We start from the raw sequence: 11,633 nt of genomic DNA, 5'->3' as shown, positions 1-11,633 counted from the left end.
CGCGCTACTTGACCTGAACGCTGTCCACCACCTGGCGGAACTTGGCGAGGACGCCGTCGCGCTGATCCTGCCGCACGACGCCGAGGGCGCGGACGTAGCCGTCCGGTGCGAACCGGATGGTCTGCATGACCACGACGGGCTGGTTGGTCGGCTGATCGAGGGCGCGGGCCACGATCTCGTGCCAGTCGACGCCGTTCGAGCGGTAGCTCTGCGCCCGCTCGATGACGAAGTCCTTGAGGGTCTGATTGGACGCCAGGGCGGCGCGGGCGAAGCCGTCCCGCTGCTCGGCCCCGGGCGGCTGCTGCACGGCCTGCGCGAGGACGAGGATCGGCTGTTCCAGATTCTGCATCTGGTCCTTCGGGCCGCTGGTGAGGAGGACCGAGTTGCCGGCCATCACCCGCACGGGCCGGAAGCCCGCCATGTCGGCGATGCGGAAGGGCAGCGCGTCGACCTGCTGGGTCAGCGACAGGGCTGGCCGGAGGGTGACGCCGGTCACCATCTTGCGCATCGAGGCCTCGGTCTCGGCGTCGGGCAGCGCCTGGGCGATGATCAGCCCGGTCACGGTCGGTGTGCCAACCACGAGGATCCACTTCCGGATCGCCGGCGCGGACGAGCCGGGATCGGCGGGCTGCTCACCGGTGTAGAGCATGCCCTCGTTGTCGCCGATCTTGACCTCCTCGCGCTTCTCGACCGCGAAGCCCTGGCTCAGCAGGTTGGCATCGGTGAAGCCGCTGACGAGCTCCGCGAAGGCGTTCGCGGGCAATTCGACGACCGACACGGTCGCGCCACCCTCTTTCCGCTCGAAGCCAGAGAAGCGCCGCGACAGCGACATGTCGGCGGGCGGGTCGAAGCCGAAGCGCGAGCCCGCGGGATAGACGGGATCGCCGGCCCGGGCGGCCGAGCCGAGGCTGGCCGCCAGCGCGGCTGCGCACAGAACCCGTCCGAGACGCAGCGTCAGGTTGCGCATCCGCATCGAAAACCGGTTCTCCTGGTGGACCCAACTTTGGGTTAGTCCGCACCCGATGGGTCTGCCGGGCGACCTGTTCTGTCAAGCCGGCAACGCGGCGCGCCTGCGTTCACGATGAAGGGAAAGCGCGAGCGCGGCGGCGGCGCCGATCCCGACGCCGTAGGCGAGGAGATTCCACGGCGAGAAGATGGAGCCGAGGAGGAGCTGACCCGGCAGGGTCGTCCGGAAGGCGTCGAGGGCCGGCGTGTGGACGAGCCGGCTGCTCTCGATGAGCGCGGCGGCCGCGAAGGCGGCGATCAGGCAGGTGCGCAGGCCCCAGCTGCCGGGTCGCAGGGCCGCGACCAGAAGGAACAGCATCGCCCCCCACAGGATCCCGCCGCCGTAATGGTGGATCGCGAGCGGCAGGCCCCAGTGCGGCACGCGCAGCAGCAGGCCGAAGGCGATCACCGCGGCCACGAGGCCGAGATGGGTCGCGCGGGCCATCGGCAGCTCCCGACGCGCGGGCGCGGCCGGCACGGCCGGCCAGGTCGCGATGCCGTTCACCCGCGCGACCAGCGTGTAGGACACGATCATCAGCAAGAACCAGGACGAGAGCTTGGCCACCGGGACGATGGACCAGTGCTGCCGCTGGTTCGGGTAGAGCCACGTGCCGGACAGCGTGCCGAGATTCTCGGCGAACCAGATGAACAGCGCGACGAGCAGCAGGCCCAGCAGGAGCGGCATGGTGCGGTGCTCCCGCCAGACCTTGAAGTACACGGTCGCGGGGGCGAAGGCCGCGACCGCGACCGCGATGAGTCCGAAACGCAGGTCGATGCCGCGATGATCGATGAGGAAATTGACGTAGATCGCCACCGACAGGACCGCGAGCAGGCGCAGGCTCGGGTGCCGCGTGAACCGGAAATCGAACAGGCGCCAGACGCGGGCGAGGAAGCTGCCGACCGCCGCGTACATGAAGCCCGTGAACAGCGGGACGCCGCCGAGCCGGAACAGGTTCGCCTCCGGGTAGACCCAGCTGCCGATCGCGGTCTTGTGGATCTCCATGGCCGTGCCGATGACGTGGAAGACCAGGATCACCCGGGCCTCCGACCACGTCTCCATCCGCAGCCGCAGCATCGCGACCTGGAGCACGAGGGCGGCGAGGAACAGCGCGTCGTAACGGGCGACGGGCGCGTGGGCCGGCCAGACGAGGCGGGTGCCGAGCATGAGCGCCAGGAGCAGGCCGCCGAACAGGCAGGCCCAGCCCTGCTTGAGCCCGAACCGGACGAACTCGTAGAGCCCGGCCGTGACGCGCCCGCGCGCCAGGACCGCCTCCTGGAGGCGGGCCTCGGCCGCGACGAAGCCGGCGAGCGCCGGCCACTGCGCTGCCGCGCTGACGCGCCCGCCCGGGATCGCCGGCGGCATCGCGGTCGGCACCGGCTCCGGGTCCCGCTCGCGCATCATGGCGTGTCGCGCATCATGGCGTGGCCGGCACCGTGACGCGTCGCAGGGTGAGATTGCAGCGGCCGCCCCGCGGCAGGAACCCGGGCCCGTCCGCCGCTTCCAGCAGGTCGCCGTCCGGGTAGAGCCGGTCGATGCCGTGGAAGACGAGCCGCGCGGCGCCACCCATCACCAGTGCGTCGCCGGCCTGCAGCCGGACCGAGCGGGTCGGGCCGGACCGGCTCGGACCGCCGTAGCGGAACAGGGCCGCCGCGCCGAGGGACAGCGACACGACCGGCGCGGCGAGATCCGCCTCGTCGCGGTCCTGGTGGAGGCCCATGCGGGTCCCCGGCGCGTAGATGTTGATGAGGCAGGCTTCCGGCGGGGCCGGATAGGCAGCCAGCGTCTCCCAGGCCGCGCGGGCGGTCGGCGGCAGGGCCGGCCAGGGTCGACCGGTCTCGGGATGGTGCGGCTGGTAGCGGTAGCCCGCGACGTCGGAGACCCAGCCGAGGGGTCCGGCATTCGACATCCGCACCGAGAACGGCTTGCCGGTGCGGGGCATGCGCGGCGTCACGGGCGGCGCCTCGGCGAGAACCGCGGCGATCTCCGCGGCGAGCCGCGCGCGGGCCGCCGCGTCGAGGAAGCCCGGATGGTGGATCAGGCCCGGTGCGAGTTCCGTCGCCACTCAGCGGTCCGCGTCGACGACCTGCTCCAGCACGGTCTTGGAGGCGACCGTGGTGTCGGCGTTCAGGCGGTAGACCAGCGGCACGCCGGTCCGGATCTGGAGATCGGGCACCTGCGCCTCGGTCAGTCCGTCGAGGACCATCACCAGGGCGCGGAGCGAGTTCCCGTGGGCCGCCACAAGGACCCGCTGGCCGGCCATCACGCGCGGCAGGATCGTCGCGACGTAGCAGGGCAGAACTCGCGCGGCCGTGTCCTTCAGGCTCTCGCCGCCGGGCGGCCGCACGTCGTAGCCCCGGCGCCAGGCGTGGACCTGCGCGTCGCCCCAGCGGGCGCGGGCCTCGTCCTTGTTGAGGCCGGAGAGGTCGCCGTAATCGCGCTCGTTGAGGGCGCGCGCGCGCAGGACCGGGATCTCGGAGAGGCCCATCTCCTCGAGGATCAGCGCGCAGGTGCGCTGCGCGCGGACCAGCTCGGAGGTGAAGGCCAGGTCGAACCCGTAGCCGTCCCGCTTGAGGCCGCGGCCGGCGGCCCGGGCCTCGGCGACGCCGCGCTCAGTGAGGTCCGGGTCGCGCCAGCCGGTGAACAGGTTCTTCAGGTTCCACTCGCTCTGGCCATGCCGGACGAGGACGAGGAGCCGCTCCATCGCCGTCGCGCCGCCGGTCACAGGCCGAGCACGTCGGTCATGGTGTAGAGCCCCGGCGGCTTGGGATGCGCCCAGAGCGCGGCCTTGACGGCGCCCGTGGCGAACAGGCCCCGGTCGGCGGCGTGGTGGCTGATCGTCAGGCTCTCGCCGGTGCCGGCGAAGATCACGCTGTGGTCGCCGACGACGCTGCCGCCCCGCAGGGTGGCGAAGCCGATATCGCCGGGCCGGCGGGCGCCGGTATGCCCGTCCCGGGTCGAGACCCGAACCGCCTTCAGGTCGACGCCGCGGCCCTCCGCGGCGGCCTCGCCGAGCATCAGCGCGGTTCCGGAGGGGGCGTCCACCTTCATGCGGTGGTGCATCTCGGCGATCTCGATGTCGAACTCGTCGCCCAGGGCCTTGGCGACCCGCCGGACCAGGGCGGCCATCAGGTTGATGCCGAGCGACATGTTGCCCGACTGCACGATGCGGGCGTGGTACGAGGCCGCCTTCAGCTTGGCGAAATCGTCCTCCGAGAGGCCGGTCGTGCCGACGACGTGGACGATGCGCGCCTGGGCGGCGAGCTCGGCGAAGGCGACCGTGGCGGCCGGCGCGGTGAAGTCGAGGACGCCGTCGGCGCCCGCGAAGGCCGTGAGGGCGTCGTCGGTGACGGGAACGTCGAGGGGTGGCAGCCCGGCGAGCACACCGGCGTCCTGGCCGAGCGCCGGCGAGCCGTCGCGCTCGATCGCCGCTGAGAGCGTGCAGCCCTCGGCCTGCGCCACCGCGCGGATCAGCATCCGCCCCATGCGCCCGTCGGCGCCGACCACCACGAGCCGCATCCCGTTCCCCAGCTTGCCGTCTCAGGCGGGCAGGAACGCGGCCGCGCCGGCCCCGCCCCTGCCCGCATCGCTGTCCGGGTCCCCGCTCCGCCGCGCGGGCGGCGGGAGCCCGGGCGCTCTCACTCCTTCTCGGGGGCGATCTGCTCGAGGCCGCCGATATGCTTCTGCGCGTAGAGCGGCAGGCCGATCTGCTTGATCAGCTCGAGCTGGGTCTCGAGGAAGTCGATGTGACCCTCCTCGTCCTCGGCCAGATCCTCGAAGAGGCGCTTGGATACGCGGTCGTTGATCGAATCGCAGTACTTCGCGGCCTCGAGATAGAGGCTGCGGGCCTCGTTCTCGGCGGCGAGATCGGATTCCAGGATCTCCTGAACGTTCTGGCCGATCCGCAGCGGGTCGAGTTCCTGCAGGTTCGGGAACCCGTCGAGGAACAGGATCCGGTCGATGAACCGGTCGGCGTGGTTCATCTCCTCGATCGATTCCTTGCGCCAGAACTTCGCCAGCTCGACGTAGCCCCAGTCATTGAGCATGCGGAAATGCAGCCAGTACTGGCTGACCGCCGTCAGCTCACTGCGCAGGCCGCGATTCAGATACTCGATGACCTTGGTGTCGCCCTTCATGCCCCCGTACTCCTTACCGTGCTCTCAGGCGGGGGGTAGAAGCATCAGGCCGCGACTCCCTCATCCGCAGTTTGGAATTTCACCAAACTACAGGCGCTCGCGCAAGCCGTCGTGCAAGCATGGCTGCTCTCCGCCGCCGCGGCCTCGCCCAGCGCGGTCTGCATGATCGCGCGGATCGTGCGGGCGCAGCGCCCGCATTTCGGGCTGCAGCCGAGGCAGGCGTAGACCTGAGCGGGCGTGCGCGGGCAGCCGGGTCCGGGGGCGAGGCAGCCGCGCACGGCGCCGTCCGATAAGACGTTACAAGAACAGACGATCATGCGCGCCGCAAATCCCGTCATCCCCGTGCCCGCCGCGGTCGTCGACGACCGTCCGGGGCACCCGCGCCAGTTTAGAAGAATTGAAAAGTAGCTTGCTTTTCAATACCTTATTGGTCGCGGTCGACATGGCACCGCCGCCCGCGCGGGTCAAGGGCGTGCGATCTAAGTGCGCCCCAACTGTCAGGTCGGGCCGTCAGCGGGCGAGTTCGCGCAGGCCGAGCCGGATGAGCACTTTGGCCTCGGCGCCCTCCCCCGCACCCTTGAGCGCGGCCGCGATGGCGGCGGCGGCCTGGACCTGCGGGTAGCCGAGATTGACCAGTGCCGAGACGGCGTCCGCCACCGGCTGCGGGGCGGCGCCCTCCTCGACGGCGCCCGCAAGGGCGACCAGCGCGGGATCGACGGGCGCGAAGGCCGGGGCCTTGTCCTTGAGCTCGGCGGCCAGCCGGGCGGCGAGGCGCGGCCCGACGCCCGGGGCTCGGCTGATCGAGCCCTTGTCGCCGGTAGCGATGGCGCTCGCCAGCGCCTCGGGCTCCAGCACCGACAGAACGCCGAGCGCCACCCGCGCGCCGACGCCCTGGACGGTCTGGAGCAGGCGGAACCACTCGCGCTCGGCGTCCGAGCGGAAGCCGTAGAGGCGGATCATGTCCTCGCGGACGTGGGTCTCGATCGACAGCGCCGCGGGCTCGCCGACCTTGGGCATGCGCTGCAAGGTCCGCGCCGAGCAGTGAACGATGTAGCCGACCCCCGACACGTCGAGGATCACGAAATCCTCGCCGAACGAGTCCACGACGCCCTTGAGCTTGCCGATCATGCCACGCCTGCCGCTACCTCGGCTTGCCTACAGAACCGCGGCGGCCTTCGCCAGACGTGCTTGAGCGCGCAGGGAGATCATGAAATCACGGGCCCGCGCCGGCCGAGCTTGGCCGGTCACGGGGGGATGACATGCGCGCGCCACTTCTTGTCCTGATCGGCCTGCTCTGCGCCGGCCCGGCCCGGGCGGCGGACAACCCGGCAGCCCCGCCCGCACCGGTCGCGCCGAGCGCTGATCCGACGCAGGTCCGGCCCGGCAGCTACGTCCTCGATCCGGATCACGGCAAGATCACGTGGTCGGTCTCGCATCTCGGCTATTCGACCTATTACGGCCAGTTCACCGGCCTGAGCGGCACGCTCCAGCTCGACCCGAAGGCGCCCGAGAAGAGCCGCCTCGAGGTGACTGTGCCGCTCGGCGGCGTCATCACCGGCAGCACCCGGCTGAACGAGCACCTCGCGGCCCCGGATTTCTTCGACACGGCCAAGTTCCCGAGCGCCACCTTCACCGCCACCAAGGTCGAGCCCACCAGCCCGACCACCGCGCGGATCACCGGCGACCTCAACCTGCGGGGGACGGTCCGGCCGTTCGCGATCGACGCCACCTTCAACCAGGCCGGCATCCACCCCGTGGACCAGCGCTACACCGTGGGCTTCGACGGGCGCGCGGTCGTCAAGCGCTCGGATTTCGGCATCAACGCCTACCTGCCGCAGCTCGGCGACGAGGTGAGCCTGCGCATCGAGGGCGAGTTCAAGGCCGCGCCCTGACGGCCGGTCCGTCTGCCGACCGCGCGCCGACCGCGGGCCGACGCGGCGGGTGACGCCCCGTCGCCGGACGTGTAGTCAGCCGCCGTCGCGGCGCCGCGGCGAGGGGCGCGCCCAAGGGAACGCGCGTCTCCCGGTCGGCGCCCGGCATCGTCGCGAAGATGCGGGTGCGCCACCGCGCCGATCGATGCTTACCCTGGAGGTCTCAGCCGTGCGGCGTGTCGGTGTCCCCACCCTTGCCCTGACGCTAGCCCTGACGCTGAATCTCGCGGGGACGGCCGCCGCGCAGGCGCCCGCCGCGCCGGCCAATCCGGCCGCGCCGGCGTCGGCCCTCGACAATTACGCCTCGGCGGCGGCCACGACCATCATCGCCGAGCAGGCCTGCCCGGGCGTGCAGGTCCGGGCCGGCCAGCTGACGACGCTCCGCCTCGCGGCACGCGTCAATGCCGGGCAGGAGGCGATCCTGGAGGAGAAGCTGCGCACCCGCGCCACGCAGGTGCGCCAGCAGCTCGCCGCCGACGGCCGGGAGACGTGGTGCGCGCAGGCCCTCGCCGCCTTCGGCCCGGCGGGCAGCGTCGCGAAGGGCATCCTGGCGACCGGCGCGCCGATCCGGTGACACCGCCCAGCAGGCCGCCGCGGATTGACACGGCGCCGGCGCGCCCGTACTGAGCCCGCATGGCGCGCGGCCTCAGCTGGGGTCCGCGCGTTTCGCGTTGTCCGGGCCGAACGCCCGTTCAATGACTTCAAACAAGAAGCCGGTCCAGGGGCAGCCGCCCCGGAGGCCGTTCGAGAACACGAGAGAACGATGTTCGCAGTCATCAAGACGGGCGGTAAGCAGTACCGCGTCGCCGCCAACGACACCATCACCATCGCCTCCCTGGCGGGCGAGGCCGGCGAGGCCGTGACCTTCGGCGAGGTCCTCCTGTTCGCCGACGGCGCGGGCGCGACCCAGGTCGGCGCCCCGACCCTGTCGGGCATCAGTGTCACGGGCGAGATCGTGCGCCACGGCCGCGACAAGAAGGTCATCGCCTTCAAGAAGCGCCGCCGGCAGAACTCCCGCCGCAAGCGCGGCCATCGCCAGGACCACACGGTCGTGCGCATCACCGGCATTTCGGCCTGACGCACGCCAGACGCTGGGCGCGTACGGTCCTGAGGGACCGATCCGCGACCGCATCCACGCCACTCAGAATTCGGAGCTCATCCCATGGCACACAAGAAGGCTGGCGGCTCGTCCCGCAACGGTCGCGATTCGGAAGGCCGGCGCCTCGGCGTCAAGAAGTTCGGCTCGGAGGCCGTCATTCCGGGCAACATCATCGTGCGTCAGCGCGGCACCAAATGGCATCCCGGCGCCAATGTCGGCATGGGTAAGGACCACACGATCTTCGCGCTGGTACCGGGCCATGTCCGCTTCGAGACGCGCCGCGGGCGCGCCTTCGTAGGTGTTACCCCGCTGGCCGAGGCCGCGGAATAAGAGGCGGGCGCCCTGAGTGGCGAAGCTGGCGTCCCGCCCGGTGTCCCACACCGGACCGGAGACGTCGTTGCCGAGCCCCTGACGGGGCAGGTCGGACGGAACACCGGGGAGGATGGGACGCCATCCTCCCCTTCGTCGTCTTGAGGCGGTGCCCCGGAGCCGGGAGCGCCGCCCTGCGAGGGCACGATGTTCCCCGATCTGACCCGTGATGACGTTTTCCGGATCGAGACGCGGCGGCTGTGGCTGCGCTGGCCGACCGCCAAGGACAGGGACGCGATCCTGAAGCTGGCCGGCGACCCGTCGGTCGCCGCGATGCTGGCGCGGGTGCCGCACCCGCTCCCGGCCCCGGAGGTGGACGCGTTCCTGCTGCAGGCGCGCTCGCGGAACGCCGCCGGTTCGGCGCTCACGCTCGCCCTCGCGCCACGGGCGGCGCCGGGCAGCCTCATCGGTGTCGTCAGCATCGACGGGCGGAGCGACGGACCGCCGGAACTCGGCTACTGGCTCGGGCAGCCCTACTGGGGCAGCGGCCTGATGGCCGAGGCCGTGACGGCCCTGTGCCACGCGTTCTTCGCCTATACGGGCGGGACGGAACTCGCCGCCTCGGCCCGCACGGTCAACCCGGCGTCCCGGCGCGTGCTGGAGACCTGCGGCTTCGCGCAGGCCGGCAGCGCGATCCGGCCCTTTCCGGCGCGCGGCGCGGACCTTCCGGTCGATCTCTTCAGCCTCGACCGGCAGCGCTGGCAGACTCCGCCGTCCGAGCCGGCGATGACGCGGGCCGCCTGAGGCGGCCCCGCGGCGCCGGACTGGCCGGCGGCCGCCGACAGGGTGATGGTGCGGGTCGCGAATCCGCGCCCGACAAAGGATTCAGGTCGTGAAGTTCCTCGACGAAGCCAAGGTCTATGTCCGCTCCGGTGATGGCGGTCCCGGCTGCGTCTCGTTCCGGCGCGAGAAGTTCATCGAGTTCGGTGGACCGAACGGCGGTGACGGCGGCCGCGGCGGCGATGTCTGGGTGGAGTGCGTCGAGGGTCTCAACACCCTGATCGACTACCGCTACCAGCAGCACTTCAAGGCCAAGAAGGGCGAGCACGGCATGGGCTCGAACTGCCACGGCGCCAACGGCGCCGACACGGTCCTGAAGGTCCCGGCCGGCACGCAGATCTTCTCCGAGGACGGCGAGACGCTGCTCGCCGACCTGACCGAGGTCGGCCAGAAGATCCGCCTCGCCAAGGGCGGCAACGGCGGCTTCGGCAACGCCTACTTCGCGACCTCCACGAACCGGGCCCCGAAACACGCCAATCCCGGCCTGGAAGGCCAGGAGATGTGGATCTGGCTGCGGCTCAAGCTGATCGCAGATGCCGGACTCGTCGGGCTCCCGAATGCCGGCAAGTCGACCTTCCTGGCGAGCGTCACCGCGGCGAAGCCGAAGATCGCCGACTACCCGTTCACGACCCTGCATCCCGGCCTCGGCGTGGTTCGCTCGGACGGGCGCGAGTTCGTGCTCGCCGACATCCCGGGCCTGATCGAGGGCGCCCACGAGGGCGTCGGCCTCGGCGACAGGTTCCTCGCCCATGTCGAGCGGTGCCGGGTGCTGCTGCACCTCGTGGACGGCACGAGCGAGCATGCGGGCAAGACCTACAAGCTGGTTCGCGGCGAGATCGAGGCCTACGGCAACGGCCTCGCGGAGAAGCCCGAGGTCGTGGCGCTCTCGAAGGCCGACGCGCTCGACGCCGACACGCTCAAGAGCCAGGTGGCCAAGCTGAAGCGCGCCGCCGGCCGCGCGCCGCTGGTCCTGTCCTCGGCGAGCCGCAAGGGCGTTCCCGAGGCGCTGCGCGCGCTTCAGGCCGAGATCGATGCCAGCGCCGAAGCCGAGCGGAAGCCGGCGGCCGCCTGGCAGCCGTAGCCCTCGACCGACTGTTCAAAGGGCGGGTCTTGGTTCACACCCGCCCCGAACGCGCCGTCCCGCAAGAATCATGATCCCTGCCCTCGAAGAATTCCGTCGCGTGGTCATCAAGGTCGGCTCGGCCCTGCTGGTCGACCGCAGTGCCGGCCGCCTGCGCCACGCTTGGCTCGCCGCGCTGGCCGAGGACATCGCGGAGCTGCACAAGCGCGGCGTCGACGTTCTGGTCGTGTCCTCGGGCAGCATCGCCCTCGGCCGGACGGTGCTGGGCCTGCCCCCCGGCGTCCTGCGCCTGGAGGAGAGCCAGGGCGCGGCCTCGGTGGGGCAGATCACGCTGGCGCGCCACTGGGCCGAGGCGCTGGGCCATCACGGCATCGTCGCCGGCCAGATCCTCGTGACGCCGCAGGATACCGAGGAGCGCCGCCGCTACCTCAACGCCCGCGCCACCGTGCTGAAGCTCCTGGAGATGCGCGCGGTGCCGGTCGTGAACGAGAACGACACGGTGGCGACCTCGGAGATCCGCTACGGCGACAACGACCGGCTCGCCGCCCGGGTCGCCACCATGATCGACGCCGACGTGCTGGTGCTGTTCTCGGACATCGACGGCCTCTACACGGCGCCGCCCCAGAGCGATCCGGACGCCCGCCACCTCGCCGTGGTCGACCGGATCACTCCCGAGATCGAGGCAATGGCCGGCGGCCCGGCCTCCGAGCTGTCGCGGGGCGGCATGCGCACCAAGGTCGAGGCCGCCAAGATCGCGGCCTCGGGCGGCACGCACCTGGTCATCGCGGACGGGCGCGGGAAGAACCCGCTGAAGGCCGTGCGGGACGGGGCGCGCTGCACGTGGTTCCTCTCGGGGTCCACGCCCACGGCCGCCCGGAAGACCTGGATCGCCGGCTCGCTGGAGCCGCGCGGCACCCTGACGATCGACGCGGGCGCCGAGCAGGCGCTCCGGAGCGGGGCCAGCCTGCTTCCCGTGGGCGTGCGGGCGATCGAGGGCAGCTTCTCCCGCGGCGACGCCGTCATGATCCGCGATCCGGAGGGCCGGATCCTCGGCCGCGGTCTCGTGGCCTATGACAGCGCCGAGGCCGCGCTGATCATCGGTCATCCGAGCGCGCACATTCCGGAACTGCTCAATTATCCCGGTCGCGCCTGGATGGTGCACCGCGATGACTTGGCACTATTCTAGAAATCGTCGACCCAAGCTAATCTATTTACAATTTTTGTCTCGATGATC

15 protein-coding genes are annotated in these 11,633 nt (G+C 71.3%); 7 read left to right on the top strand and 8 right to left on the bottom strand.

Translation table 11 applies throughout. The features are described from left to right. Nucleotides 1-4: 4 nt before the first annotated feature. From ACQKQD_RS04550 to ruvA, 8 genes are all read right to left on the bottom strand, one after another. Nucleotides 5-973, bottom strand: a complete 969-nt coding sequence (locus tag ACQKQD_RS04550) for a hypothetical protein (protein ID WP_020091491.1) — start codon at nt 971-973, stop codon at nt 5-7. A 75-nt stretch (nt 974-1,048) separates the two neighbouring features. After that, entirely contained in the window at nt 1,049-2,407 is a 1,359-nt protein-coding gene (locus ACQKQD_RS04545; protein WP_427507598.1) for a DUF817 family protein, read from the bottom strand. Nucleotides 2,408-2,420: 13 nt separating this feature from the next. Further along, nucleotides 2,421-3,068 (bottom strand): alpha-ketoglutarate-dependent dioxygenase AlkB, encoded by a 648-nt coding sequence (locus ACQKQD_RS04540; RefSeq protein ID WP_427507597.1) that lies wholly within the window; start codon nt 3,066-3,068, stop codon nt 2,421-2,423. Next, entirely contained in the window at nt 3,069-3,707 is a 639-nt protein-coding gene (locus ACQKQD_RS04535; protein WP_427507766.1) for a 2,3-bisphosphoglycerate-dependent phosphoglycerate mutase, read from the bottom strand. Nucleotides 3,708-3,724: 17 nt separating this feature from the next. After that, nucleotides 3,725-4,522, bottom strand: a complete 798-nt coding sequence (dapB, locus tag ACQKQD_RS04530; protein ID WP_056521879.1) for a 4-hydroxy-tetrahydrodipicolinate reductase — start codon at nt 4,520-4,522, stop codon at nt 3,725-3,727. A 119-nt stretch (nt 4,523-4,641) separates the two neighbouring features. Beyond that, a complete protein-coding gene (gene bfr / locus ACQKQD_RS04525) occupies nt 4,642-5,139 on the bottom strand; it encodes a bacterioferritin (protein WP_012317139.1) in 498 nt (165 codons plus the stop codon). Between the two features lie 44 nt (nt 5,140-5,183). Beyond that, a complete protein-coding gene (locus tag ACQKQD_RS04520) occupies nt 5,184-5,456 on the bottom strand; it encodes a (2Fe-2S)-binding protein (RefSeq protein WP_083916283.1) in 273 nt (90 codons plus the stop codon). A 193-nt stretch (nt 5,457-5,649) separates the two neighbouring features. Beyond that, the gene (gene ruvA / locus ACQKQD_RS04515; RefSeq protein ID WP_020091486.1) at nt 5,650-6,267 is read right to left on the bottom strand and encodes a Holliday junction branch migration protein RuvA; all 618 of its coding nucleotides are present in this window, start codon (nt 6,265-6,267) and stop codon (nt 5,650-5,652) included. Nucleotides 6,268-6,398: 131 nt separating this feature from the next. On the opposite strand from ruvA, the gene ACQKQD_RS04510 reads away from it, so the two are divergent. The 7 genes from ACQKQD_RS04510 to proB all read left to right on the top strand — a co-directional run bounded on the left by ACQKQD_RS04510 (nt 6,399) and on the right by proB (nt 11,585). Further along, entirely contained in the window at nt 6,399-7,031 is a 633-nt protein-coding gene (locus ACQKQD_RS04510; RefSeq protein ID WP_091978391.1) for a YceI family protein, read from the top strand. Between the two features lie 208 nt (nt 7,032-7,239). After that, on the top strand, nt 7,240-7,644 hold the full coding sequence (locus ACQKQD_RS04505) for a hypothetical protein (protein ID WP_234081062.1): 405 nt from the start codon (nt 7,240-7,242) through the stop codon (nt 7,642-7,644). Nucleotides 7,645-7,833: 189 nt separating this feature from the next. Further along, a complete protein-coding gene (gene rplU, locus ACQKQD_RS04500) occupies nt 7,834-8,148 on the top strand; it encodes a 50S ribosomal protein L21 (protein ID WP_010683509.1) in 315 nt (104 codons plus the stop codon). Nucleotides 8,149-8,232: 84 nt separating this feature from the next. Then, complete coding sequence (gene rpmA, locus ACQKQD_RS04495) at nt 8,233-8,499, top strand: 50S ribosomal protein L27 (protein WP_012317134.1); 267 nt, start codon at nt 8,233-8,235, stop codon at nt 8,497-8,499. Between the two features lie 186 nt (nt 8,500-8,685). After that, nucleotides 8,686-9,282: a GNAT family N-acetyltransferase gene (locus ACQKQD_RS04490; RefSeq protein ID WP_132366200.1), complete on the top strand. Its 597-nt coding sequence runs from the start codon at nt 8,686-8,688 to the stop codon at nt 9,280-9,282. 88 nt (nt 9,283-9,370) lie between these two features. Further along, entirely contained in the window at nt 9,371-10,399 is a 1,029-nt protein-coding gene (gene obgE / locus ACQKQD_RS04485) for a GTPase ObgE (RefSeq protein WP_427507596.1), read from the top strand. Nucleotides 10,400-10,469: 70 nt separating this feature from the next. Beyond that, nucleotides 10,470-11,585 (top strand): glutamate 5-kinase, encoded by a 1,116-nt coding sequence (gene proB, locus ACQKQD_RS04480; protein WP_427507595.1) that lies wholly within the window; start codon nt 10,470-10,472, stop codon nt 11,583-11,585. Nucleotides 11,586-11,633: the final 48 nt, after the last annotated feature.

The organism is Methylobacterium sp. NPDC080182, assembly GCF_050281105.1.
Classification (GTDB): Bacteria; Pseudomonadota; Alphaproteobacteria; order Rhizobiales; family Beijerinckiaceae; genus Methylobacterium.
This window is presented reverse-complemented; position numbering and strand designations above follow the sequence as displayed.

Bases quoted from the DNA above. Each gene is read 5' to 3' on its own strand.
- ACQKQD_RS04550 (WP_020091491.1), bottom strand. From the start codon at position 973: ATGCGGATGCGCAACCTGACGCTGCGTCTCGGACGGGTTCTGTGCGCA.
- ACQKQD_RS04545 (WP_427507598.1), bottom strand. From the start codon at position 2,407: ATGATGCGCGAGCGGGACCCGGAGCCGGTGCCGACCGCGATGCCGCCG.
- ACQKQD_RS04535 (WP_427507766.1), bottom strand. From the start codon at position 3,707: ATGGAGCGGCTCCTCGTCCTCGTCCGGCATGGCCAGAGCGAGTGGAAC.
- dapB (WP_056521879.1), bottom strand. From the start codon at position 4,522: ATGCGGCTCGTGGTGGTCGGCGCCGACGGGCGCATGGGGCGGATGCTG.
- bfr (WP_012317139.1), bottom strand. From the start codon at position 5,139: ATGAAGGGCGACACCAAGGTCATCGAGTATCTGAATCGCGGCCTGCGC.
- ACQKQD_RS04520 (WP_083916283.1), bottom strand. From the start codon at position 5,456: ATGATCGTCTGTTCTTGTAACGTCTTATCGGACGGCGCCGTGCGCGGC.
- ruvA (WP_020091486.1), bottom strand. From the start codon at position 6,267: ATGATCGGCAAGCTCAAGGGCGTCGTGGACTCGTTCGGCGAGGATTTC.
- ACQKQD_RS04510 (WP_091978391.1), top strand. From the start codon at position 6,399: ATGCGCGCGCCACTTCTTGTCCTGATCGGCCTGCTCTGCGCCGGCCCG.
- rplU (WP_010683509.1), top strand. From the start codon at position 7,834: ATGTTCGCAGTCATCAAGACGGGCGGTAAGCAGTACCGCGTCGCCGCC.
- rpmA (WP_012317134.1), top strand. From the start codon at position 8,233: ATGGCACACAAGAAGGCTGGCGGCTCGTCCCGCAACGGTCGCGATTCG.
- ACQKQD_RS04490 (WP_132366200.1), top strand. From the start codon at position 8,686: ATGTTCCCCGATCTGACCCGTGATGACGTTTTCCGGATCGAGACGCGG.
- proB (WP_427507595.1), top strand. From the start codon at position 10,470: ATGATCCCTGCCCTCGAAGAATTCCGTCGCGTGGTCATCAAGGTCGGC.